General features: G+C 47.4%; 22 protein-coding genes. 13 read left to right on the top strand and 9 right to left on the bottom strand.

What is annotated here, in order from left to right:
- Positions 1–199 precede the first annotated feature (199 nt).
- On the top strand, positions 200–1,285 hold the full coding sequence (locus JW881_19130; protein ID MBN1699640.1) for a hypothetical protein: 1,086 nt from the start codon (positions 200–202) through the stop codon (positions 1,283–1,285).
- 206 nt (positions 1,286–1,491) lie between these two features.
- The gene (locus JW881_19125) at positions 1,492–2,175 is read left to right on the top strand and encodes a hypothetical protein (protein MBN1699639.1); all 684 of its coding nucleotides are present in this window, start codon (positions 1,492–1,494) and stop codon (positions 2,173–2,175) included.
- 150 nt (positions 2,176–2,325) lie between these two features.
- Here JW881_19125 and JW881_19120 read toward each other — a convergent pair whose 3' ends face one another.
- The 5 genes from JW881_19120 to JW881_19100 all read right to left on the bottom strand — a co-directional run bounded on the left by JW881_19120 (position 2,326) and on the right by JW881_19100 (position 7,708).
- Complete coding sequence (locus JW881_19120) at positions 2,326–2,868, bottom strand: hypothetical protein (GenBank protein ID MBN1699638.1); 543 nt, start codon at positions 2,866–2,868, stop codon at positions 2,326–2,328.
- Positions 2,869–3,128: 260 nt separating this feature from the next.
- The gene (locus JW881_19115) at positions 3,129–4,031 is read right to left on the bottom strand and encodes a carbohydrate ABC transporter permease (protein MBN1699637.1); all 903 of its coding nucleotides are present in this window, start codon (positions 4,029–4,031) and stop codon (positions 3,129–3,131) included.
- A gap of 9 nt (positions 4,032–4,040) precedes the next feature.
- Positions 4,041–4,958, bottom strand: coding sequence for a sugar ABC transporter permease (locus JW881_19110; GenBank protein ID MBN1699636.1), 918 nt, complete (start codon positions 4,956–4,958; stop codon positions 4,041–4,043).
- 195 nt (positions 4,959–5,153) lie between these two features.
- Entirely contained in the window at positions 5,154–6,818 is a 1,665-nt protein-coding gene (locus tag JW881_19105; protein MBN1699635.1) for an extracellular solute-binding protein, read from the bottom strand.
- Between the two features lie 116 nt (positions 6,819–6,934).
- A complete protein-coding gene (locus JW881_19100; protein ID MBN1699634.1) occupies positions 6,935–7,708 on the bottom strand; it encodes a hypothetical protein in 774 nt (257 codons plus the stop codon).
- A gap of 403 nt (positions 7,709–8,111) precedes the next feature.
- On the opposite strand from JW881_19100, the gene cobT reads away from it, so the two are divergent.
- From cobT to cobU, 4 genes are read left to right on the top strand one after another with little or no spacing between them, the layout of a single operon-like run.
- Positions 8,112–9,284, top strand: coding sequence for a nicotinate-nucleotide--dimethylbenzimidazole phosphoribosyltransferase (cobT, locus tag JW881_19095; protein MBN1699633.1), 1,173 nt, complete (start codon positions 8,112–8,114; stop codon positions 9,282–9,284).
- Positions 9,285–9,286: 2 nt separating this feature from the next.
- A complete protein-coding gene (cobS, locus tag JW881_19090) occupies positions 9,287–10,051 on the top strand; it encodes an adenosylcobinamide-GDP ribazoletransferase (protein ID MBN1699632.1) in 765 nt (254 codons plus the stop codon).
- Entirely contained in the window at positions 10,048–10,845 is a 798-nt protein-coding gene (locus JW881_19085; GenBank protein ID MBN1699631.1) for a sugar phosphate isomerase/epimerase, read from the top strand. The genes cobS and JW881_19085 overlap by 4 nt, the downstream gene beginning before the upstream one ends.
- On the top strand, positions 10,845–11,435 hold the full coding sequence (gene cobU / locus JW881_19080) for a bifunctional adenosylcobinamide kinase/adenosylcobinamide-phosphate guanylyltransferase (GenBank protein MBN1699630.1): 591 nt from the start codon (positions 10,845–10,847) through the stop codon (positions 11,433–11,435). Before JW881_19085 ends, cobU begins: the two co-directional genes overlap by 1 nt.
- Positions 11,436–11,442: 7 nt before the next feature.
- Here cobU and JW881_19075 read toward each other — a convergent pair whose 3' ends face one another.
- Both JW881_19075 and JW881_19070 read right to left on the bottom strand, forming a co-directional pair.
- Positions 11,443–12,582: a glycosyltransferase family 39 protein gene (locus tag JW881_19075; GenBank protein MBN1699629.1), complete on the bottom strand. Its 1,140-nt coding sequence runs from the start codon at positions 12,580–12,582 to the stop codon at positions 11,443–11,445.
- Positions 12,566–13,336, bottom strand: coding sequence for a carbohydrate binding domain-containing protein (locus JW881_19070; GenBank protein MBN1699628.1), 771 nt, complete (start codon positions 13,334–13,336; stop codon positions 12,566–12,568). The genes JW881_19075 and JW881_19070 overlap by 17 nt, the downstream gene beginning before the upstream one ends.
- A gap of 81 nt (positions 13,337–13,417) precedes the next feature.
- Here JW881_19070 and JW881_19065 point away from each other — a divergent pair, with 81 nt between their 5' ends.
- The 4 genes from JW881_19065 to JW881_19050 all read left to right on the top strand — a co-directional run bounded on the left by JW881_19065 (position 13,418) and on the right by JW881_19050 (position 18,539).
- Positions 13,418–14,374, top strand: a complete 957-nt coding sequence (locus tag JW881_19065; protein ID MBN1699627.1) for a hypothetical protein — start codon at positions 13,418–13,420, stop codon at positions 14,372–14,374.
- Position 14,375: 1 nt separating this feature from the next.
- Positions 14,376–15,767: a UDP-N-acetylmuramoyl-L-alanine--D-glutamate ligase gene (murD, locus tag JW881_19060; protein ID MBN1699626.1), complete on the top strand. Its 1,392-nt coding sequence runs from the start codon at positions 14,376–14,378 to the stop codon at positions 15,765–15,767.
- A gap of 141 nt (positions 15,768–15,908) precedes the next feature.
- Positions 15,909–17,057 carry a 2TM domain-containing protein gene (locus JW881_19055; protein ID MBN1699625.1) on the top strand — a complete coding sequence of 383 codons (1,149 nt, stop codon included), beginning with the start codon at positions 15,909–15,911 and terminating at the stop codon, positions 17,055–17,057.
- Between the two features lie 207 nt (positions 17,058–17,264).
- Complete coding sequence (locus JW881_19050) at positions 17,265–18,539, top strand: serine protease (protein MBN1699624.1); 1,275 nt, start codon at positions 17,265–17,267, stop codon at positions 18,537–18,539.
- Positions 18,540–18,580: 41 nt separating this feature from the next.
- Here the strand turns inward: JW881_19050 and JW881_19045 are convergent, their stop codons facing one another.
- Positions 18,581–19,066, bottom strand: coding sequence for a hypothetical protein (locus tag JW881_19045; protein MBN1699623.1), 486 nt, complete (start codon positions 19,064–19,066; stop codon positions 18,581–18,583).
- Positions 19,067–19,150: 84 nt separating this feature from the next.
- On the opposite strand from JW881_19045, the gene JW881_19040 reads away from it, so the two are divergent.
- From JW881_19040 to JW881_19030, 3 genes are all read left to right on the top strand, one after another.
- A complete protein-coding gene (locus tag JW881_19040) occupies positions 19,151–19,696 on the top strand; it encodes a DUF3592 domain-containing protein (GenBank protein MBN1699622.1) in 546 nt (181 codons plus the stop codon).
- Between the two features lie 95 nt (positions 19,697–19,791).
- On the top strand, positions 19,792–21,618 hold the full coding sequence (locus JW881_19035) for a glycoside hydrolase family 9 protein (protein ID MBN1699621.1): 1,827 nt from the start codon (positions 19,792–19,794) through the stop codon (positions 21,616–21,618).
- A gap of 173 nt (positions 21,619–21,791) precedes the next feature.
- On the top strand, positions 21,792–24,152 hold the full coding sequence (locus tag JW881_19030) for a glycoside hydrolase family 9 protein (protein ID MBN1699620.1): 2,361 nt from the start codon (positions 21,792–21,794) through the stop codon (positions 24,150–24,152).
- A gap of 109 nt (positions 24,153–24,261) precedes the next feature.
- Here JW881_19030 and JW881_19025 read toward each other — a convergent pair whose 3' ends face one another.
- The gene (locus JW881_19025; GenBank protein ID MBN1699619.1) at positions 24,262–25,182 is read right to left on the bottom strand and encodes a tetratricopeptide repeat protein; all 921 of its coding nucleotides are present in this window, start codon (positions 25,180–25,182) and stop codon (positions 24,262–24,264) included.
- Between the last annotated feature and the right edge of the window lie 615 nt (positions 25,183–25,797).

The raw sequence follows: 25,797 nt of genomic DNA, 5'->3' as shown, positions 1-25,797 counted from the left end.
TAAAATAAAAAATTAAAAAAAAAAAGGGGGAAATAGGGGGTTTTGATTTCAAAAAAAAAAAAAAAAAAAAAAAAAAATCACGAATACTTGACATTAAAAATTCTGATTGCTATAATGCCTGCAAAATTAACTTGATAGGGGTAATGATTGAGAGTCGTCGGCTCTTCATCACCCGAAAAATTTATTAAGGAGGAACTACATGAAAAAAGCCTTACTAGTATTAGTTGCACTGATTTTCATAGGCAGTCTGGCCATGGCTGATGTCGGTGTGGGTATCTGGGGCCGAACCAGATTCTATCTGGCACAGGGAAGCGACGCAAGCGATGACATCACCCAGGGATGGGGACCGGACTGGTCTGGACCCGGCGGTCCGCAGATGGGAATTGCGGTCTGGTGGACAAGCGACATGCTGGAGTACCATTTCAAGATCAAGTATAATAGCAATGAAGGGTTGATCAACAATCTGAACGAAGCTTATGGCTTGCTGAAGATTATGCCCGAGCTTACTATTCAAATCGGTTACCGCGAAGAATACGATACCTTCAGGGAAACGACTCCCACGACGTTCAATGATTTGAACGCAGAGAATGTCGGCCGCTTGAACGGGTGGAGTATTCTCGCAACCATTACTCCAATGGAAAATCTTGTTGCAGCTATTCAGTACAGAGTCCCGGTTGCCGATGCTCTTCTTGAAGACAATGTCACGAACACGGCGGTATGTGCATCATATACGATGCCCGATATGTTGAAGATCACGTTGGGAACAGTCCTCAATGGAACTGAATGGAAAAGCGATGCTGACATTCTTGCCGGCGGGCCGGAAAACTTCCGTTCAGTCTTCACACGAATCCATGCCCTTATGGTTCCTAACATGACCTTATGGCTCTTGATCAAGTTCACGGGACCTTTTGAAGACGAAGCCGACAATCCGGCAAACGTCCTTGTTGCATTAGTTGGTGCCAAGTATTCAATGGACGCTTTCTCGGTAGGCGCAGGTATTGAGTTTGACTATGTCGCACTCAAGGATGCAGATCTCGGTGATCCGGAGATGGCTTATATCGTCGTTATCGAGCCGGAATACAATCTCGGCAAGGCAGCGATTGGTATGAACGCGAAAATCGCAGGAACATCGGTTGAAGGCTCCGGACTCGGCATCAATGTGATTCCTTATGTCAAACTGCCCGATTTCAGTACAACGATTTATTTTGACTACTCGATGAATACGGAAATCGACGATTCAGGTACTTGGAAACTTGTTTCATCAACGGATTTCAGTTTCTGGTAAACCGAACAGGCTAAAAGTAAATAAGCGCGCCCGCTTCAGGGCGCGTTTTTTTATGTGTACGGAAGTGAAGTTCCTCCCGGGAGAGAAAATCCCGGTTCATTATTTAATCGAGATGCTACTTGCCAAAAATTCGGGTTTTATGGTATTGTTGACAACACAGATTCATTGAAATGCTTTGCAGCCTGCATGTAACGTAAGGAGTTATCATGAAAAAAATCAGTGCAGTTCTTTTAGCATGTGTCATTATCACATTTTTATGGGGCTGTATGACTCCGCGGCTTGGATATCCGGCTGCGACAATAGGAATACCGACTGATATTACCTTGTTTTCCACAATTGTTCAAAAAGAAGGCAAACTTAAGCTTGATATGGATATTGTGTCAAAGGGATTATTCCAAGGTATTTATAAAGCAAAATATGAAAAAATGCTGGACGATATTTCTCCGTATCAATTGCAGCGTGTCTGTAACGATGTGTTTCTCGAAAATGCCCTTTCCTCGGAAGAGATATTTTCGATAGACGATATTTATGTTTACAACTGGGATATCGAATATAGTAAGCTGAAGGAATCGCCGGATACGTATTCAGGCTACGATTTTTCACCCTATAGGGAAAAGATCGAAACACCATACATACTGAGTATCACGATCGATGAATGGGGCTATATCGTTTCACAGGATTATGAAAAGGACGGCCCGTATATTTCAATAACGATACAGCTTATCGACAGGGACTCCGGTATAACCCGCTGGTCGCATAACGCATATTACCATGAAAGCACGAAACAGGAATCGCACAACCTGGTTACCCTGGAAATGGTCGATGGTATCTATGAAAAGCTGATTGCCGAAGCGGTAACGAAGTTTTTCAAGCAGTTGAACAAAAAGTAAAAATAGAATGCAGGCGTATCCATAACGGGCAACGTAATATGGGTTTTATATAAAATACGCCAATGTATATAAAGAAATTGCTGTACTTTTTTTTGGGACAATGGAGATGTATGTTTTCTGGAAGTGGAGTTGTGGGTGTGTAGATGGTTTTTAAAGACGAAGTATCCAAAATGGCGAATAATGAGTGGTATAGAGAGAAATAAATCTATTTTGCCCCGGCAGATGCTGGATTATTTTGAACAATTGTCGTAAATTCCTTTGTGGAGACTGTTGAGCCTTCTTCTCCCCAACACTCCATTGCTTAAATCTTTTCTCAAATTCTTTGATAACTTCATTTCCATACCTTTCCACCATCGCCAAAAACAACTCTAAAAACCACCGCACAAGCTGCGCAATACTAAAACAATTCAAATCCGCGTGTAGCAGCTTGATCTTCCGATACATATCCTCAGTGAAATAAACATGCACATGTTTCCGGTTTTCATCGGGATTGTCCGAAACCGCCTGGTAACGATTCATTCTTTGCCTGCCCCAAATGTGTTCCTTTATAATCAGAGGATCGATACAGGACAATATACCGGCAATGACACCTGATAACGAACGTCTCGAACCGAACAAAGTCAGGCTGCGCAGATTCTCTTTCATTATATCCGTTATAATTAAATGGAATTCATGTATACCTGATTGAATCATACAACACTCCTTGATGATTATTCTCCTGTATTATATAACGCTAAAAAAGTGCATATTACATTGATTATTTAAAAATTAATGTAAAAATAAAACCTGACAGACTCCCGGTCGGGATTTCGTATATACAGTATCATCCCTCGAAACCTACGTGTCCCGGGTGTTCATGCCCTTTCATGATAAAAAAAGCCGTCCGGTAAGCCGCGTTTTCGCGCTGCTTGCCGGACGGCCGTTTATTACCGTGAGAACTGAGAATTTTTCCGTTATTCCTTGACACCGCCGATCGTGAGTCCGTGGACAAAGTACCGCTGGAGGAAGGGATATACCATGATGATCGGGATACTGACGATGATCGTCATGGCGGCCCTCAATGATTTGGGTGTGACGGTACTTCCTCCCACCTGCGTCTTGGCCATACTGAACGCGTCGGATATACTCGACCCGCTGAACGAGGCATTCGCGGACTGGATTTTCTTCATCAATTCGTACTGGAGGGTCGTCAGTTCGAGATCGGACGAGTTGAAGATAAAGGTATCCCACCAGTAATTCCAGTGCCAGACCGCGGTAAAGAGGATGATCGTTGCCAGAACGGGCATGGAGAGGGGCAGAATAATACGCATAAAAATATAAAACTCGTTTGCTCCCTCCATCTGGGCCGATTCGATAAGGCTTTCCGGAAGCCCCTTGATGTAGGTCCTGATGACAAGTAGATTCCAAGCACTCGTGAGACCGGGGATCCAATAGACATGAAACGAATTGACAAGACCGAGTGCTCTGTAGAGAAAGAACGTCGGAATAAGCCCCCCGTCGATATACATGGTGAAGATATAGATCATCGCGATGGGTATGCGCAGGAGGAATTTGCTTCTCGTCAGGGTGTAGGCAACCATTGCGGTACAGAAGGTATGAAGAAGCCCCGCTATCGCGGTTCGTAATATTGAGTTGATCGTTGCCCGTATGATGATCGAGTTCTTGAAAATATCGGAATAATTAATCCAGGTGAAATATCTGGGCAGAAGCCCGATGCCGCCTTTCATTGTGTCCATGGGATCGTTCAGTGAGATCGCGAGAATATTGATAAACGGCAAGAGGGTTGCCGCGACAATGAAAAGGAGAAATAATATTTTTACCGTGTCGAATATATGGTCGTATACATTGCCTTTCATCGTTTCCTCCTACATTAATGTTTCTTCGCCCAGTTTTTTCGAAATACGGTTCGCCGTAAAAAGAAGCAGGATACTCACAACACTCTTGAAGATACCCGCTGCCGCCGCATATGAATATCGGTACATCTGGAGTCCGTAGCGGAGGATATAGATGGTAAAAACTTCCGCGTAGTCCTGCACGAGGCCGTTTTTGAGCAGGAACTGCTGTTCGAATCCGGCTTCGAGAAGCTGGCCGATATTCATGATCAGGAGGATCACGAAGACCGGTTTTATCCCGGGCAATGTAATATGCCATATCCGCCTGAGTCTTCCGGCCCCATCCATATCCGCCGCCTCGTACAACTGCGGATCGATCCCTGTCATTGCGGCAAGGTAAATGATCGCACCGAAACCGCAGGTTTTCCATACATGCGACCAGCCGATGATCCACCAGAACAATTCGGGTTTTCCCATCCACAGCACCCTTTCATCGACGATACCGATGCCGGTGAGAATGTCGTTAAATAATCCGTTCGGGGCAAGAAATTCAAGGACAAGGTTAGCCGCCACAACCCACGAAATGAAATGGGGAAGGTAGGAGATAGTCTGAACAGTCCTTTTAAACGGCCCCCGTTTGGTTTCGTTCACCATTATGGCAACCAGAACCGCGAATATGGTTCCCATAACGAGTTTTATGGCAGACATTGCAAGCGTATTTCTCAACGCGTATAAAAACTGGTAGTCGCCGAAGAGGTTGGTGAATTGTTCGAATCCCACCCATTGCTGATCCAGCATCGGTCTGTTCGGTTTATAGTTTTGAAAGGCCATAACCCATCCGAATACCGGAACATATCTGAAAAGAATTATATGGATGACAAACGGAACCGACATGAGAAGCAGCAGCCGTTGATTCAAAAGCCTGTTTATAAAAGATGTTTTGGAATTCATGATCTATCGTTTACCTCCCAATCCTTTGGTTTGTTTTCGTTTTTATTGCATTTTTCCCGGAATCTACGACAATGTAATCAACATCCGTCCATTAAAAGTATAATTCAAAAAGAATATCGAATTCAATATTATTGACAGGAAAAGCGGATACTCCCGCAAGGAGTATCCGCCCGTTAAAGTTTTCAATAATACGGATTAATAACCGCCGGACATTTCGACACGATCGTCAAGATTTTTTTGATAATACGCGACCAGTTTTTCCTTGTCCGGTATTTTGTTGAATACGTCCAGGAATTCCTTCCATACCGCGTCATATTTTCCGGGTTCCGCCATGATGAGGAGGGGTATATATTTCCTTCTGATTTCCTCGATTCGTTTCAGGCAGATATCTTCAACGCCGCCCGTCGGTAATTTGATGGTCCAAAGCGGGAAGTATTTGGCCCTTCTCATGTCCGGGGGATTGAAGAAGTCATACCACGTCTTTTTACCGTACGCATCAAGGACTTCCTTTTCAGTGTCTTTCAATCTTGCATAGAAAACGGCAGGTTGGCTTCTGTGGCTGACCGCGTTTTTCCCGTCGGAATAGCAGGATGAGTGGTGCCAGCCGCATATCTCTATCCAGTACCGTTGTCCGAATTTGTAGTCGATGAATTTTGTGTCGTCCCAGCGTTCGATTTGTTCGGGTGTTCTGTAGTAGAGGCCGTTTTCATCGATTTCGAAATCCGTGCCCTGGAAACCCCACTGTTTCGCGATCTGGCATTCTTCGGAAAGAAGGAAATCGAGGTACTTGAAGGCGCCCACGGGGTCCTTGCAGTCAACGGTAATACCGACACCTTCGGAGACTTGCGCGTCAAGGGGCCCTTCGAGGTTTTCCTTGTATCCTTCCATGACGACGGGAAGGCCGACCCACCATCTATCCTTCGGCTCCTGGTCTCTCAAGAGGTTTCTCACCCGCTCGAACTGCCAGTGCTGGTCGCAGAAAGCCAGAATGGATCCCGAGGCGAGTTTTGCAAGGTACTGGTCGTAGTCCATAACGAATGATTCGGTATCATAGAGGCCTGCGAGATGGATCTTGTTGTAGAGTTTGTATACCTTGTACGCAGCTTCATTCGCCCAATACGGCAATACCTTCCATTTCCCCCCGACCCAGTCGACATCCGCAACCCCGTCGTTCGGATGGCCGGAAAAAACGTGGGGGGCGTTGGTAAGCGCGAACTCCCGCCAGCCCGCGGTAAGCGCCGTGTAGGCATAGGTTTTGTTTCCGTCCGTTTCAGGGTGGCGTTTACAGTACTCGATAAGCATATCGAAGGCTTCATTCAGATTCTTTGGTATCGGCCAGCCGAACTCCTTCAATACCCTTTTCTGTACGTAAAGCCCGAGGGATTCATATGTTCTCTGAACCTTGTCCCCGTAGGGAAAAAGCTGCGGAAACCAGTAGATATGGCCGTCGTCTTTGCGAAGCATATCGATACGTTTTCCGTAGAGTTTTTTCGCGTTCACACCGTATTTCTCGATGAGATCGTCGAGGGGAATAAACGCTCCCGCATCGTAAAGCGCCTGGTTTTCATTCCGGCAGTCGATCAGGTCCGGGTAGTCGCCGCCCGCGATAATGAGGCCGACTTTCTGTCTCAGATCGCCGACAGGGAATTCCCATTTCAAACGCACGCCTGTTTTTTCCTCGATCCAGTTTCCGAGAATTGTTCCCTCTTTTGGATAATCCTCTGCAGGTCGTCCGAGGAAGATCGTGTACTGCTTGAGACCTCCCGCTGTCGCGTCCTGATCGCCCCTGGCATAGAGGCTTCCTGCAACGATAATAGTGAGAAGTGTCAGCATCGAGATGATTTTAAGCTGTTTTTTCATCTTATCTCCCTTCTTCTACAAAATAAATTTCTAATTCCGGCAGCTTAGCGGCCGGAATATGATAGACGTTTAACATAGTTATACACGTATGTGACGTTATGTCAACATACTTCACCCTATGATTTCCAGGGGAAAATCATACCGCGAAGGGTACGTTTTCCGACCCTCTTATCATCCTCCCGAATAAGCTCCGCCCATGGAATCTTTTTTCTGTCCGCACCCGGATGGTCTTCGAGGTAGGCGTATTTATAAAGCCTTATTTTGTAACAGACATTGATCCATAACAGGATGCCTGCCGGACCGGGAAAAAGGAAAATAAAAATCCCGGAAACGGGGAGTATAACGATGATTCCCAGAACCATAAACAGTGAAAACAATATATTTTCAAAGAAAAAGGCAAACGATGCCTTGATGCTTTTGAGAATACTTTTATTCAATCTGAAGACCGTCGGATAAAAATAAAAACAGGCGGCAACGACGGTCAGCCACGCCCAGAAGACAATCGTTCCGAGAATAAGGGAAATGATCGACCCTTCAATAAAATAATAAGGGATAACAAAAAGGAAAACCATGAGGGAGACAACCATAATGAGGGCGCCGGCAAGGGCCTGTTTCCAATAAGAACTCATATATGTAAAAAAGGCACGGAAATCAGGACTTTCATAATCGGACATTTCCATGGTGAACCGGGATGCGGCCGACGTAATAACGTTAAAAAGCATTATTCCCGCGAGCAGATATATAAAGAGAATGGCAGGATGGAATTGAACCAGAAAGGGCGGCAGGATGTAGGCGAATATAAAGACGATTATCGCGATATTGAGTACCAGGATTTCGAGGAGGTGGTCCCACATATCAAAAAAGGTCTTTTTTATAATAAAAAAAAGCATCTATTCTCCCGTTATCGGTCTCCTGATACCATCGTTTAAATAATAATCAGGTTTCTCACGTTTGTTTGTTATCATTATCCGCCTCTCATGTAATGATAACCGATTATGCCATATTCGACAAGGTCTTTGAATACCCCGATTCTTTTTTATCGGGAAAAAAAAGGAAGCGCATTGAATTCAGGCCGGAAAATATTGGAATTTAAAGGGGGATAAAGGATTTTTTTACTCCGATTAATCCTCGGGATCGGCTGATTCTTGTTTGAAGATATCCTTTGCATGTTTTTATGAAGCCGATAGAAAAATTACGGGTATTGAAAAAAAAATCTCTTTGATGGAAAATACAGGCCGATGGAATATCGTGAAGGGAATATGCGCATATCCGTTGTAGTATCCGGAATATACGATGTCGTTGACAGGTCTATCCTGTTCGATTCTGTCTCCGTGGGACAAAGCCGGCTTGTTTCGATACGCTAAATTCCCGATTAATATCATTATCGTTACCGGAGGGAAATGGATGCCGGAGCTTCTTGAAAAAACGATCGGCAGGATAACCGATACTTCACGTGCAGCCGAAAAAGCGGCGTTGATGCGGCAAAACCTGCTGACAAAACCGGCGGGAAGCCTGGGGATGCTGGAAGCGGTATCGATCAGGCTGGCCGGAATCTATGGAACGGAAAAACCGGTTACCGGTGAAAAGCTGGTCATGGTGTTCGCAGGCGATCACGGTATCGCCGCTTCCGGCGTCAGTGCATATCCGCAGGAAGTGACGGTCCAGATGGTCGGGAATTTTCTTAAAGGAGGCGCCGCGATCAATGTTCTCTCCCGCCATATCGGTGCACGTATCCTCATCGTCGATATGGGTGTTGCTTCGGATCTGGAACCGCACCCCCTTTTACGGATTAGAAAAATCGGATACGGGACCGCGGATATTTCCCGGGGATCAGCAATGGGTCGAGAACAGGCGGTGAAAGCGATAGAGGCCGGGATCCGGTTGTTTGAAGAAGAGGTGGGGGAGAACACCGGTCTTTTTATTCCGGGAGAAATGGGAATCGGAAATACCTCAGCCGCTACGGCGATCGCTGCGGCCGTCACGGGACGGCCCGTCGAAGAGATAACCGGGCGTGGAACGGGTATCGACGACGAACGGTTGAAGCGGAAAATTGTCTTGATAAAGCAGGCGATAGGGAATAATGATGTTATACTGGGCGATCCGATCGATATAGCGGCAAAACTCGGGGGCTTTGAAATCTGCGGGATTGCAGGCGCCGTTCTGGGCGCGGCCGCCCTCCGTGTTCCAGTCGTCCTCGACGGGTTGATCTCCACCTCAGGTGCCCTGATTGCGGATGCGCTTTGTCCGAAAGTGAGGAAATATTGTTTTGCGTCGCATAATTCAACGGAAAAGGGCCATCTCGTTATGCTCAGTCAGCTGGGTCTTGTACCGCTTCTGGATTTGCAGCTCCGGCTGGGCGAAGGAACCGGCGCCGCCCTCGCCGTCCCCATTATCGAAGCGGCCTGTAAAATACTTTTGGAAATGGCGACCTTCTCGGAAGCCGGAGTCACGGAAAAGGAACGGTAACGATGATCAAGGCCTTACGAAAAGCTTTCGCTTTTTTAACGATCCTCCCTTTTGAAAAAAGGCGCGTTATGATACGGGATGTCGCCCGCTCGTGCTTCCTTTTCCCGTTTGTCGGCCTGATTGTCGGTGGTTTTTTAGCGGGCACCGGTTATAGCTGCGATATTCTTTTCCCCCTTTTTTTGCAACGGGGATGTATCCTGCTTGTCTGGGTGATTATTACCGGTGCGCTTCATCTTGACGGTTTTATCGATTGCTGCGATGCCCTTTTTGCCCCGGTCACAGGGGAACGGCGGCTTGAAATACTAAAAGATGTTCATGTCGGTGCCTTCGGCATCACCGGAGCAATCCTTCTCCTGCTTTTCAAATACCTGCTCCTCGTCTCCATAAGGCAGAACTCCGTCCTTTATGCGGGCCTTTTCCTCGTTCCCGTCCTCGGCCGTTCCTCACTCGTCTATGTCATCGGGCGGTATCCGTATGCAAGGGAGAACGGCTGCGGAAAGGCGTTTCATGAACGGTGCGGGATAAAAGAGTATATATCGGCGCTTTTTTTCCCCATTGTTGTGGCCGTCACTCTTTATTTTTTCTTTTCACAAAGCTGGATTGTTTTCCTCCTTATTCCGGCAACATGGGGAATTGTCGAACTGATAGGGATATGGATCATGAAGAGACTGCCCGGTTTTACCGGCGATGTGTACGGTGCTGTCTGTGAAATCATCGAAGTGACGGGATTGGCCGGATTTATTCTCCTCGAGAGGTTCGCCGCGTGAAAGGACTCCCTTTTCTCATCGGTTCGACTTCCTATGTCATACCGGCGGATATCATACCAAATGTAAAAAAAATGGCCCCCCTGGTCGATGATATCGAGTTGATTCTATTTGAATCCTTTACCCGGACAAATTTGCCGTCGCTTTCGGTTATCAGGGAATTGCGGGAACTGAAAAGGGATTTCGGCCATACCTATACCGTTCATCTGCCACTCGATATAAGGCTGGGCGATTCATCCCCGGCAGTCAGGCGGGATTCGATCAGCCAGATAAAGCGAATTATCGACCTCACATCACCAATCGGTCCATTTGCATATATATGCCACCTCAATCGGACAGAAAAAAGACCGGCTCAAGCAGATAAAAAAAACGTATATAAACAGTGGTCCCTCCGCTGTTTTGAATCACTCTCAAAGGTGCTGCCGTATCTTCCGCATCCCCGGATGATGAGTGTCGAGAATATTGAATGTTACGAGATCGGTGAATTGATACCGTTTCTGGAGTGTCTTGATATCTCGATATGTCTTGATATCGGGCACATCTGGAAGCTGAAGGGAAATCCCATAGAGGTCATCGAAAGCTATCCCTGGAAGATCCGTGTGATTCATCTTCATGGTGTCGACGGACGGGATCACACGTCGATACGTCGTATGCCGGAAGCGGACGTTTTTCCCATCTTCGACGAGCTGATCCGGCGGCATTACCTGTATCCCGTAACACTCGAGGTTTTTTCCGAGGATGATTTTAATTCATCGCTCGATATGATCAAACAATGGTGGGGGCAAAGGGGGTCGTAATGGAGAAAAAGGTATATTTTGTACTGGGCGGTGTCAGAAGCGGAAAGAGTGATTACGCGCAATCACTGGCCGCAAGGCTTTTTCACCGAGTCGTTTTTTGTGCGACGGCAGGCGCGCATGACGAGGAAATGAAGGACCGTATCCTGAAGCACAGGAAGAAACGGCCGGGGCCGTGGCATACGATAGAAGCCCCCCTGCATCCGGCGGAAGCACTCCGGGCGCACATAAAAAACACCGAAGCCGTGCTTGTCGATTGCCTGACCATATTCACGGCCAATCATCTCCTGGCTGCCGATGCGGACCGGCATCCGGAGTATACGAAAACGATAATCGAAAAAGAACTTGTTGAACTCATGTATTTGTATGATCAAAATGAGGCAAGCCTGATTTTCGTTTCGAATGAAGTCGGGACCGGTGTCGTCCCCCCCACTCCTCTCGGCCGTCGATACCGGGACCTTCTTGGATGGGTGAATATATGGGTCGGGCGGAAAGCCGACCACCTCATCCTTATGACGGCGGGTATTCCGCTCGATATCAAACAACTGCACAGAACGCAGGAACCCTGGCTGAGGGAGCATCGATTGATGTGAGTCCGGGTTAAAATGCCCAGTGGGCCTGTGTGTAGTGTCCGGCAAAAAAGGCGTAGAAAGAGAGGAAAATAAGGATGATGATGAAATGAACCGCCTTGTTTTTCGACCAGACGGCCAGGATGATATAGATCGGAAAGAGGGGGAGTACATACCGGGGAAGACTGAGCCAGTATGAATTGGAGGTGACAACGAGTAACGTCAGCCATATGTAGGATGTATAGAGGGGCCGTTCCTTTATCACCATCCAGCAGATGAAGAAAAGAGCGTACGCCACGGCAATCAATTCCGCGAGGGCGCTGATGATGAACTGGCTGGGCTCTTTCCATTGCAGACTCATAATGGCATTCCATCCCCCTTCCGTAGGAAGCGAGAGATGTTTATTCCATACTTCTTCCTGCAGGCTGAGAAAATGAAATGGATCACCGAAGACTTCGTAGTTGATCGACAAATACCAGACCAAACCGAGGGGAACGATTCCGATAAATAAAATATCCCACCGGATGTCCCTGATTTTCCATTTTTTCTGGTGCAGGTATTCGAGCAAAAGGGAGAGAATAATGACGATACCGGTAAGTCGTGTCGCGGCGACAAGCGCACCCAGAATGCCCGCGACCGCCCAGTTAGATTTTCGTGCATAGTAAAAACTTCCGATGATGAGTGCGCAGAATAGTGATTCGGTATAAGCACCATGCAGAAAGAACGCGGAAGGGAATATCGAAAAATAAATGACGGCCCGTATCGCCGTGTTTTTCGAATAGTCGAGACGGACAATTCTGTAAAGGAAATAAACGGCAAAAATATAGGCAATGTTCGAAATAATAAGGGCTGCAACAAGATAATCACCGACAATATAACCTAAACCCCTGATAAGGGTGGGGAAGAGGGGGAGAAACACGATGAGGACACGGCGTTCTTCCGTTGTGCCGTAATCCCAATCGGCGATATTCGTATAATGACAGGCATCATAAATGTACCACATATCGGTGAAGTTGGAAGGAAACGTATTCTTCGAGATAATGTAGGCAACGAAGGTGTAGAAATAGGTGAATACAATAACGGATACGGCAATAATGAAGATTTCCTTGAGGTCCCTGATATTTCTATAGAACGGACTCGGTTTCCGGTGCAGGTTATTCGACTCGATCACGCTTTTTCTCCCTTTTGATTGTGAGGAAAACATTAAGCCCCACGACGATCAGTCCGATCGCAACAAGAAGCGCGATCAGCGGCAGGTTGATATTGTGGATGCTGATCGCTTTTCTCGGATTTTCTGCGGTTTCTGCGGAAACATTACTCGAAACGTTGCGGCCGTTTTCCTGATTCTTCAAATAAAAGCAGTCGGCCGGGACAAAATCGACCGCCGTCATCCGCACGTCATCGAAATAGGCGATCCCGCCTACGATATTATAGTACATACCGATTCTCACCCCGATTTTAACATCGCGGTGTGCTTTACTTGTTCTGAAATACATCTCGACGTATTGCCAGTCCGTTGTCCCCTCGATATCTCCTGAGTATTCATATCCGCCCATAATCGAAATATTTGCCCCGATTTTTCCCGCTTCCACGTTTTCCGTTGCAATCCAGCAGGAAAGCCGGTAATAGGTTTCAGGTTTTACCGGTATCAGCTGGATGAGCCGGAGGTCATTCGGGTTGATTCCGGTAAAAATCCGGACCGCACGCTCTCCGCTGTGTACTTTATCGGAGACCGCTTCGATTCCCCCCCCTTCGGTGAAGGATTCCTTTTTCCATCCATCGATAAGCGGTTGTTCGAAATCACCGTTATGGACGAGGTTAATCTCCGGTTCATCGGTATATCCCGGGTATGCCGGGCACGCAAACTGAATAAGGAGAAGATAAACTACATAATAAAATATTGCGAATGAGTATTTAGGTTTCATATATTACGGCATTAGATTATGGTGGTAAAGTCGAGTTAAGTCAATGCCAACATTCTATTGAAAAGCTTTATTTTCCGGGCTATGATAGGGGCTGTGGAGGAACTGACAAATATCATCGCGATCAATTATGTTGATCCGGAAATCAACCAAATAATCGAGGGGGTCCCCGCCCGAAAAAAAAGGATTGAAAAGCGTTTTACCGGAAACGAAGAGTTTTTTCTCAAACTGAAAGAGTCTTTTACCGTTCCCCATTTTCCCATTCACCATGACGTGAGAAAAAGGGAACCGGAAGAGCACTACATCAGGGCACTGCGAGAAAGCTGCAGCCGGTTCATCAAACCGGCCGGTGACCTGTTTTCAGGGTGTACATTTTTTTTTGATCCTTCCGATATCCTGAAACCATGTTTTTTCAAACTCTACAGGATCAATGACGCGGAATATCTTTTTTTTATAAAAGTCGACCTCGGATTTCGTGCCCGGTACGGGACTATTATCAGATGGGGGACAAATGACACGACACCGGAATATGAGACCCACTTTCTTTTTATCGAAGCCCTTTTGATTCCCCTCGAATCGATAAACATCGTCGATGATAGAATCGAATCATTTGTGATCAGGCAGACAATTTCAGAAACATGGATCGGAGAACACGGACGGGGGTATCTTCTGCGCGGTATCTGGATTGACGATGAGCTTACGAGGTTTTTTACACGCCTTTTTCTGCCCCGCGACCTGCATATCTATCCGTATTTCCCGTTTATTTGCAAATATAAAACAATGTGCATGAATCTCATCGACCTTGCTCCTTGTGAAAGGGAGAAACGGCTTCCCCTGCTTCACAACGCTCTTGCATTCGTTTCACCGCACATGAGAATTATCGAATCATCCATGAAAAGCGAGAAATTCCGGGAGGAGCTTGAGGTTTTTCAAACACTGAAAAAGGACGTTCCCGCTGAGTGGAACGATGTTTTTGCATCGATCCGTATACGGCCTTATCTTAACGGGAATAACATGAAGGAGTTTGCCGTTGAAGATTAACATGAAAGAATTCAAAGGTCTTCGCGTTACCGTCATGGGCTTGGGCCTTCACGGGGGCGGGCTTCAATCCGCCCTGTTTCTGGCACGGCACGGAGCGGATGTGACGGTCACCGATCTTCGGGATGAAAAGGTCCTGGCACCCTCTCTTGCGCGCCTTGCCGGATTTCCCGTTTCGTTTGTTTTGGGAAGACATGAGGAACGGCTTTTCAGCGATACGGATCTGGTAGTGAAAAACCCGGGTGTACCGAAAGACTCCCCCTTCCTCGCCACGGCAAAATCAAGCGGTATTCCCATTGAGACCGATATTTCTCTTTTCCTTTCACTCTCATCCAATCCGATTATTGCCGTGACGGGAAGTAAGGGAAAATCGACGGTGGCAAGCGCGATCCATTACTGCCTGGCGGCAAGGCATAAAGGGGCCCGATTGGGGGGGAATATCACGGTTTCACCCCTTGGCTTTGTCGAGACGCTATTGCCGGAAGAGCCGGTAGTGCTGGAATTATCCTCATGGCAGCTCGCCGATCTCGCCGGGAAGGCCGTCTTGAAACCCGGGATTTCGGTGATTACCAATATCTTTCCCGATCATATGAATTATTATCATGGCATGGATGATTACATCGCGGACAAAAAAATAATTTACAGGAACCAGGATGCCGCCGACAGTGCGGTTTTTAACAATGATTGTCCGGTAACCGCTTCCGCGTTCGCTGACTGTAGGGCACAACGATATTTCTTTTCAAAAAAACCGTTCGGTGATGAAAAAAGGGGCGCATGGATGGAAGGGAAGCAGGGGATCGCCCGGATAGGGGATAACAAGGAGACGCTTTTCGATACCGCGCCCCTCCTGAAAGGCTCTCATAACAGGATGAATCTCCTCTGTGCGGGGCTTGCCTGCCTGCTTGCAGGTCTTGATACAGGGACAATTTCAGAGAGACTGGCCGGGTTTCCCGGCATTGAACACCGGCTCGAGGCGTTTCTGGAACATAAGGGGGTAATCTATTATAATGATTCTGCGGCAACGATTCCCCATGCGACCATTCACGCGATTCGCGGATGCAACCGTCCCCTTGTTCTCATCACCGGCGGAACAGACAAGAATATCGATTTTGCTCCCCTCCTCGACGTTATCGGTGAATGTGAAAAGATCGTCTTGCTTGCGGGAACGGCCACGAATAAATTGACCGGGCTTCTCGATGAGGCGGGAATTCTCTTCGAAGGTCCGTATGACGAACTGGAGAAAGCGGTCAATCGTGCGGTATCATTCACCTCGCCGGGCACCTCGCTTCTTTTTTCACCCGGATGCGCTTCGTTCGGCATGTTTCTCAATGAGTTCGACAGGGGCAGAAAATTCAAAGCCGCGGTAAGAAAAATACTTGGTATAAAGGAAGAATGATAACCTTGTGTATTCATATAATGATGACGATATACATTTCCGCTTTATTCTGTTATTATGCATGATAAATAGGGGAACGGGATATCACTCCCTGTTTAATAACGAGATATATCGACACCCTTTCACGGAGGTATAATCATTATGTATCCGGATAAGGAAAAAAACCGATCGTTTTCTCCCGAGGTATTCGATCGGGGTAAAACGTCGCCGACTTTTTTTGAGAACTTAAAAAAGAAAATACTCAAAAAGGTAAGGGGTGCCGTTACTGGATTCAGCGCCCATGCGGTCGTCTTCGGGGCGGCAAACGCCTTTCTCTTCGTTCTCAATATGCTTACAAGCGCACAATTCCCCTGGTTTTATTTTCCACTTGGCGCGTGGGGAATAGGACTTGCCTCGCATTTTCAGTATGTGTTGAACGCCAAAAAAGCGCGGAACCAGATTCTGCCTCTCGAAAAACTGGACCCGGAGCAACTGGTTATGGTCAGAAAGATACAGAAAATGGAAGGGGCTTTCAATCATCATAGAACGGCTTTTCTGGCGTTTTCCGCATTTATTTGCGGCATCAATAATATTACCTGGGGTGGATTTCAGTGGTGGCTTATTCCTACGGCCGCATGGGGTGTCGGATTTCTCGTCCATTTTGCCGTTCACCGGGCCCGTAAAAAATACCTTATCGAGGAATTGAAAGAAGCGGGGATTGTATGGGAGGAAATAAAAAAACATCGTTTTACTCCAAAATACGGGGATTTTTCTCCCCGGGGAGGGGGAAGCGGCGTACTCAAACAGGCGGAAGCGATCAAAAATAGCCTTATCGGGCAGGTAAAAACAGACCGTGAAATGAAAAGGCATTTTGGCGGAGAACTCGAACAGCTGCTTTCACGCTTTATCGGCCAGATCGAGGAATTGCTGCTGCGGGATACGGAACTTGACAGAGTACTGACAACAGTATCGGAAGAGGAAATCGGGGAGACACTCGCGTCATTAAAAACAAAATATGAAAATACGGACGCGGCATATCTAAAAAAAGAGTATGAAAAATCGATTTCACAATACGAACATCACCGAAAGACCATCACCGAATTAAAAAATCAGAAAGAGATGATTTCACTCAGGCTGTCTTCATCGATCACCGCACTCAAACAGATCCAACTCGACGTAGCGAGAATGAAACATATGGACACAATTCAGGAACCATATTCACTCAAAACCCTGAAAGCAAAATCCCGGGAGCTTTCGGATTATCTGGAAGCGTTACAGGAAAGCTACCGTGAACTCGACCTGGGCGGCTGATTGCCGGAATATTTTGATAAAGCGGCCGCAGCTTGTGGAACGAACGTTGCGGGTGTTTTTCCATCGTATGAATGTCCCGATTATGTCGGGAACCTCATGTAAAGGTTGTATCGAAGATCAAGAAACGGAATTCATATAAAAAAAGCGTTTTTCATTGGAATATCCGGGTAATTAGGTTAAAATTATAAAGTAGTAAGGAGTGTTTCAATGAAGAGATATCGTATATACATAATATTTTTTCCGCTGTTGCTCATGCTTTTATCCGGCTGTTTTTCCATGATGAATATGTATAAAAAACCGGAGACAATCAAGGAACCGGATACGCCGATAACGGTTGATGACTCGGAAACGATTTCGTTTCGGAAGGTGATTATTAAAATACCATACGGAACGGTCATCGGAAAATTATTTCTGCCGCCGACGCAGATTAAGGATCTAAAGTGGGAATCCTCCACAATAGAAGGAGAAAAACAGTTTACGGAAACCGGGGAAAAGATATTGAACAGTTATGGTTACAGGGTGCTTGAAAAAGGAGATGATCTTTTTGACACAAGCAATTCCGAAAAAGCACGATTCCAGATCGCCGGTGTCATCTCCTCCCTGTTTTTTAATGTCGGCGGTAAAAACACATTGATAAGCAGGATTTTTGAACATGATATCAGTATGGATGTCGAATGGCAGGTATATGACAGTTTCAAGGAGAAGGTCGTTTTTAAATTAACGACGCACGGTGAATATTATACGGAAGATGATGAGCCTATCAATGTCGCCGAACTTGCATATATCGTGTTTGAACGCGCTATGTGCGATCTTCTCGCGAACAAAGAACTTTCGGCAATTCTTGTCGATAAAACTGTTGAAAATGAAACGGAAGAGACATACGCTGATATCGACATCAATTATAGCAGGGACGCGCTAAAAGTAAAGCTTCCGGACGATATTTCAAAATTATTCGATGCGGTTGTTACCATTAAAACGGGCGTCACGCATGGCAGCGGCGTCATTGTTTCTTCCGAGGGCTATATCCTTACCGCCGCCCATGTGGTAAGCGGTGTCGAGAAAGTGAATATTGTTTTCCACTCCAATATTCAACTGGAAGCAAAAGTCGTCAGAATCAACAAATCGAAGGACACCGCCTTATTAAAAGTCCAGGGGACTCAATTTAAATACCTCCCCCTGCATTTTAACAGACCTGCGATCGGCAGTGAAATTTTCATCATCGGGACGCCACTGGAAAAACAGTTTTCCTATTCTGTTACCAAGGGTATTATCAGCAATTATCTTGAAGAGGACGGGAATGAACTTATCCAGACAGACGCCGCCGTCAATCCCGGTAACAGCGGAGGTCCGCTCATTGATAAAAATGGATTCCTGGTCGGTATCATTTCAAAGAAAATTGTCGGCTTCGAAGTGGAAGGACTTGGATTCGCCGTCAGCCTCGAGACGATATTCGATACGCTTTCGATAAAAAAGAAAGAGTAATCGGGGAGATTGAAATAAACGGGGTAAGTGTTGCCCGACGGTTACGATTCGGAGTTATCCGGGGGCAGGTATTCATGAAAACGGTAGTAGGTCGTTTCCCTTGACATATCGAAATCACCGACTGCCTGGCCGGAGCGAAGGCATGCCTTTAATCCCGCTTCGGCTTCATCGAGGGGGATGTTGAGTTCGATCGCGACATCGGAGAGGGTAAGGATACCCTTATGTTCCCTGGCGAGCTTCAGGATCTTGACCGGCAGCATGGGATCGGCGAGGGGTTTCGGCGGTTCGGTTTTTTTCCGGTATTCGGTAATTTTTTTGAGGATCGAGCGTTTATCCGGGACAAGCAAAATCAGTCCCCCGGCCGTGAATATTATTCCCGCTGCAATTGCCGACAGACCGATGGTCGGCACAGGTATCGGGCTTCCAAGATTTATGAAGTTGATGATACCAAGCGTGATAAGCACATACCCGAATATTCTTCCCGGCTTGAGCGGCTTTTTTTTCGAATATTTCCGTTTGTCATCCATTCGCCAATCCTTGTGTTCGTGTGTCTTCAAATTTAGCAGAATGGCATTAAAAATGCAACATCCTCAATTAAGCGGAATTATTGAATGACAACAGGTTTTCCCCTTATAATAAAGAGTATGTTTGATAATCCTGAAAAATTCATCTGGGTGGGGTTATGTGTTCTGTTCGGACTTGGTTTTCTCGTTGCGGGATTTTTCTGGTTCCGGTGGGAGGAGGAGGTAAAATCCTGGCCGTCCGCGTCCGGATTGATGTGTGATTGTTCAATACGCCCATATGATACGGAAGACGATACCCCTGACTTGTATGTGCTGGATTACCTTTATGAATATCGTATCGACAACAAGACATTCAGGAATCATGAATATTCGGCATCCGATGAAGGTCCCTACCGGTACAATGAAGCGCAAGTCCTTTTGGCAAGGCACAGTGAAGGGACGGAGGTCGTTGTCTATTATAATCCAAAGAATCCGCAAAACTCGTATATCCATCAGTCGGATAGCAGTTCGGGGGCGGATATGATGCTGGGGGGGCTTGCATGGTTCGGTTTCGGCCTTGTTTTGTTCATTGCTTTTATCGTTTATAATTTTATAGTGAAATTGGCGGAAAAGCACCGTAAGGGGGCACTGTAGCGCCGTATCCGAAAAGGCCATATGGCGCCGCTCTGTCGTCTCTTGCGGGGTATATATTGCTGCGCAAATCCGTGAAACACGGTCGAAGGATATTTATGAAAGGAAATAAAACATTTATCTTTTTTATTTCTGTCATTTCACTGTTTTCCCTGATCGTTTTCAATTGTCTGAGAACAAATATGACTATTACCTCTCCCGGTTGCGCTTTTTCGAAGCCCGGGAGTGACCGCGCCGTTTCCATGTGTATAAACGTGAACCAGATCGGTTATTTGATCGATCGGCAAAAATGCTTCTGGTTAAGCAATATCGACATACGTTACCATAAGCGTTGGTTTCTGATCGATGAAGAAACGGACGATGAAGTGCTTTCGGGCGTCATCGCGGGAAGAGGCTCGTATGATCCCCTTTCCCGTGATATTGTCGAACGGATCGATTTTTCACACTGGAATAAATCCGGCAGTTATTATATCAGGGTGAATAACCTCGGCAGATCCCATTCCTTTATGATATCAGATACCGTCTTCAACGATGTGTTCTATGCGGCCGCGCGAAGTTTCTATTATCAGCGGTCGGGAATGGCGTTGTCGTCCGAATGCGCGGGTATCTGGTCTCGTCCCGCCGCGCATACCCGTGATGCGTATCTCTATGACGGATGTGACGGTACTCGTATAACTGCGGACGTCTTCAGGCAGAGTACCGGCGGGTGGTATGACGCGGGGGACTTCGGGAAAAAGATTGTACCGGCGGCAGCGGCACTCTATTCTTTTTTCAGGCTGTTTGAATTGTATCGGGACAGGATCGAAGGCGTTTCTCTCGATATTCCCGAAAGCGGCAATACGATTCCCGATCTTCTTGACGAGGCAAAATACGAACTCTCATGGTTTCTTTCCATGCAGCGGCCGGATGGTGCGGTACATCATTTGATTGCCTCGCCTAATTTCCACTTCGATATGCCCGATACCGATTTCCAGACACGTTATATTGTTACGGTTTCCACGACGGCAACCGCCGATTTTTGCGCGGTCATGGCAATGGCATCGAGGGCTTTCCTCTCTTGTGATCCGTCATTTGCCGGGGAATGTCTTGCCGCTGCGGAAAATGCATGGAATTTTCTCGAAAATCATCAAACGATACTGCCGCCGGACGGCTATCGGGATCCTCCCTGTATCAATGAAACCGGCGGATACGGGGATACCGACGATACCGATGAACGGTTGTGGGCGGCGGCCGAGATGTTCAGGGCGGCCGGTACAGAAAAATACGGAACATACTTCACCCGTCATTATATGCGCTGGTCGCCCGCGATTCGTTATCCGTTCAACTGGCGGGACGTTCATAATAACGGGATGTTCTCCTACGTACTGGAAACGCGAAACTCAGGTCCGGATCCGGTGCGGGATACCATCATCACGGATATCCTTCACTATGCCGATACAATCTCTGACAAAGCCTTTCATGCCGGCTATGGAATTGCCCTGAAAGAAGGTGATTTTTATTGGGGATCCAACGCGATTGTCCTGGCTTATGCCCTGGAGTTGATCCTGGCGGACGAACTGGCCGGCGGCCGGCCCTATCTGCCGTCGGTACTGGATCATCTGAATTATATCCTTGGAACGAACGCCCTTGGAAAATGTTTCGTGACCGGGTGCGGTAAAAGCAGTGTGACCGATCCGCTTCAGGCGGCAAGTCCGTACGACGGTCTGGCCGAACCCGTCCCCGGTTTTGTCGTGGGCGGGCCTAACCGGTATGGCGGCGATTACGATCTCGTTTTAAATCGGTATATTGCAGAAAACGCACCCCCGCCGGCAAAAAGCTATATCGACGATCACCGTTCGTTTTCCTGCAATGAAGTCGCCCTTTGTTACACGGCCCCGCTTGTCTTTCTTGCCGGATATTTCTACGGACCGGCCGCTTCACGCTGAGCGGTTGAATCTGTATCGGTTTCTTCCCACGGGAAGGCACGTTCTCTTCAAGCTGCACCATCCCCTCCTTTGTTTTAGCGATAAAAAAAGCCCCGTCCCGTCTTCCTTTTCCGGCGATATTTGACTTTCTCTTTGAAATATGGTATAAAACAACAAAAAGAAAGGAAGTAACAATGAAAAAATCGAACAATATCGTCAATGCGTTATTATGTTTGGCATTCTTTTTTCTTGCCTCGGGTATTTCCGCCCAATCGGTCCATGTCAATTTTGCGGAAGCACTTCAAAAATCGATTTATTTCTATGATGCGAACAAATGTAATCTGTCGACGCCGAACAGGCTTGCGTGGCGGGGGCCGTGTCATATGAGGGATTACGAAATACCGCTCGATGAATCCCATACCAATATGTCCGCGTCATTCATATCTGCACACAAATCCGTATTGGATCCCGATAATGACGGTGCACTCGATCTTTCAGGCGGATATCACGATGCGGGCGACCATGTCAAGTTCGGATTGCCCCAGGGGTATTCCGCGTCGACACTCGGCTGGGGAGTATACGAGTTCAGGGATTCGTTCGTCGATATCGGTTCATACGACCATATCATCGATATTCTCAAATATTTCACCGATTATTTTTTACGCAGTACCTTCATGGACGGTTCCGGTAATGTGATCGCCTTCTGTTACCAGGTCGGTGACGGCGCGGCTGACCATGTCTGCTGGTGTCCCCCCGAACTCTGGTACGAACTTTCGACAACTGACCTCCGTCCCTGTTATCTGGCAACCCCGGAGGAACCGGCGAGCGATATGTGCGGTGAGGCTGCCGCCGCGCTCGCACTCATGTATCTCAATTATGGGGATGTCGACCGGGCATATGCGGCGGAATGCCTTGAAACCGCGAAGGCCCTCTATGAGTTCGGAAAGGCAAACAGGGGAATGGGGTTTTCAGGGGGGTTTTACGGTTCCGGCTACGATCATGACGAGTTGTCCTGGGCGGCTGTCTGGCTGTATGCAGTCACCGGAGAAACCGGATATATCGACGATATTATGAGTCAGGATTCTTCCGGCGCCTATACCGGGTTTGTCTCGCGGATTGTCGACACCCCGGAGAACGACTGGCAGAACGCGTGGGTGCACTGCTGGGACGCGGTATGGGGGGGAGTTTTTACCGTACTGGCCACCCTTTTCCCGGAAAACGAGCTCTACGATTATTATTCACGCTGGAATATCGAATACTGGTCGGGCGGTGAAATACAACACGCGACAACCTCCGATTCCAACTACCTCAATTACACCCCCGGCGGCTACGGCATGATCAACACATGGGGGTCCGCGAGATACAATACCGCGGCCCAGCTTTGCGGGCTTGTCTATGCGAAGTCACGGAACAGAACCGATATCGCCGAATGGGCGCGGGGGCAGATGACCTATATTATGGGGGATAATCCCCTGAACAGGTCCTATATCGTCGGGTACGGCGACAATTACGCCCGCCATCCCCATCACCGGGCGGCGCACGGTTCACTCAAAAACGATATGAACATTCCGCCGGAACACAAGCATATTCTCTGGGGCGCCCTTGTCGGCGGCCCGGACGGTTCTGATCAGCATGAGGATATTACCACCGATTATTCATATAATGAGGTCGCGATCGATTATAACGCGGCTTTTGTCGGCGCGTGCGCCGGTCTGTACGAGTTTTTCGGGAGATCGGCCGGTCACGCACCCGTCCGGGATTTTCCGCCTCCGGAGACGGACCGGAAGGAATATTTTATGGAGGCGAAAATCGAAAACGAAAACACGGAAGGAATTGAACTCAAGTTCAATCTCCATATAGAACCCTGTCTGCCCCCGAGGCTGGAATCCGGATTCGAGGCCCGTTACTACATCGATATCGACGAGATACTCAATGCGGGCGGGGATATTTCACGTATTAAAACCCAGGTTTATTATGACGAACAGGGAATGCTTCACGGCGGCCCGAACGTATCGATCGGAGCGCCCGTTGCGGTGAACGCGGCGGAAGGCGAATACTATATCCCGATCGACTGGGGGACGGCCGAAATGGTGGGAACGAGGGAACTCCAGTTCGTCATCCAGATCATCCAGGAATATTCCGGCGGTACGAATCCGGCCTGGGACGGGTCGAACGATTATTCGCATCAGGGGCTCGGTTCCGCATACGCGGAGACGACCGTTATCCCGATCTATCATGACGGCATCCTCGTCTACGGCGAACCACTCGGGGGAGGGGAAACAACGCCATCACCGACCCCGACTCCGACTTCAACGGCAACCCCGTCTCCGACCCCGACAAACGGAACGGGATGCGCATATGCGATCGGGGACGCCAATGGAAGCGGCTCGATCGATATCGTCGACGCCCTTCTTGTCGCGCAGTACTATGTGGGACTCGATCCGTCCGGTTTTCAGGTATGCGCGGGCGATGCGAACGGCGACGGGACGATCAATATCGTCGACGCGTTACGGATCGCACAATGTTACGTGGGGCTTATTTCCTGTGATTTTTAGCCGAATAAAGCAGGCCGGCCGGCACGCGGCCGGCCGTTTTCTCTGTAGGCAGGACTGATGTAACCGCCGGACGAGGCTGCCCGGAAGCAGTGCAGGCCGGTTTTATGGTCTATTCGAATACCTTTTCGATGCGCTTCAACTGGTTTTCGATCTGTTTGACGACATCACTTTTCCCGGCATCCCTGTAAAGCGCCAGCGCCTGGCTGTAATTGAGATGGGCGAGTCGCAGGTACTTGTCCGCCTGCTTTGCATCCTTTTCATCATAATATATGGCGCCGATATAGTAATACAGATCGCCGTAGATCTTTTTATCCGTCCCCGGCTGCTGTTCGAATATACCGGCAGACTGAAGAAGATATTTTTTTGCCGATAAGTAATCTTTTGTGTTGATATAAACGGTGCCAAGGTTGAAGTAGATTTCGGCCAGCATGACCGGCTTCGGCGGCTGCACGTCGTTATAGCTTTTTTCCGCCGAAATAAGGTGGGTCTCGGCTTCCCGGAATTCTCTCAAATTGATTAAAACATACCCCGCCGCGTGTGAAGCAAGAAAAATGGCCGAAGCGTCTTTGACGCCCGATTTCTTCAGGTCTTCGAGCGCTCCCGTGAGATTATCTTTTGCCGCGGCAAGCTCCTTTTTGTCTCTATAAATGAGTCCGATTCTCAATTTAGTGAGCCCGAGACCATAGTGATTGGGTTCCGAATCTTTCTCAAAATACTCCTTCGCTTTCAAAAGCTTCGTCATGGCGGCATCCTGATCATTGTCATGCAAGGTGATAACGCCGAAACCATAATAACACCAGCCATAGGCGTTATCGTCTGTGACGCTCGCCGTATCGTACTCATACATGGCATCCGTGAAACTCCTGCGCGCGGCATCCCATTCGCCGTTTCGTATCTGGTCCAGGCCCTTCCGCACAAGGTCGTCGCCGGGTTTGAGACCGATGTCGCGAAGACCGAGACAGCCCGGTAACAGTATCAAAAGAATACCTGATAAAAGCATATCGATTAATAATGAGGCGTTTTTTTTCATCGTCCCTCCTGTTCATTGAATCCTGATGTAAACATCGGACTTTATGGAAACATTGTCAACCCATACGGTGGCATACGCTGATGCTTTTACTGCAGATTCTAAGCTTCGTCCCTGTTTTACCGTTTTAACCCGGTTTTCACGTACCGCTTACTTGTTTCAATATAAATAATTGCTTTACATACCCAAAAACAGTTTGTGTTGTGAGAAAGAAGCATTATAAAATTCTTTTGCCAAAACCCGGCTTAAATATTTCGTCACTCTGTAATAAACAGATACCAAACAATTCAATATGAGTTTTTTTCATTGTGAGAAGTCCGGGTTAAGCGTCTTCAGATTTTTTTGTCTTTTTTAGAGAAAAATCAAAGCAGCGGGCATTTTTTATGCGTTATATAATGTATACTGACAATTAATTAAATTGTCAGTATTTCCGATTGTAATGAGTTTATCAGTTTCTTTTATTATAACGAATTAGATGGAACAGCCAAGTGTAAGAAACTGACAAACTCAAAACAGAGGAGTATATATAACCTTTTTATTCAAGGAGCCTCATATGACAGCATCTGTTTTGCATGAGTTTCATCTTATCATGACTGAACTAATGAGAGAAAAACTGCT

Source organism: Spirochaetales bacterium (genome assembly GCA_016930085.1).
Lineage (GTDB): Bacteria > Spirochaetota > Spirochaetia > SZUA-6 > JAFGRV01 > JAFGHO01.
Note: the sequence above shows the minus strand (reverse complement) of the source record. Positions and strands in the feature narration are given on the sequence as shown.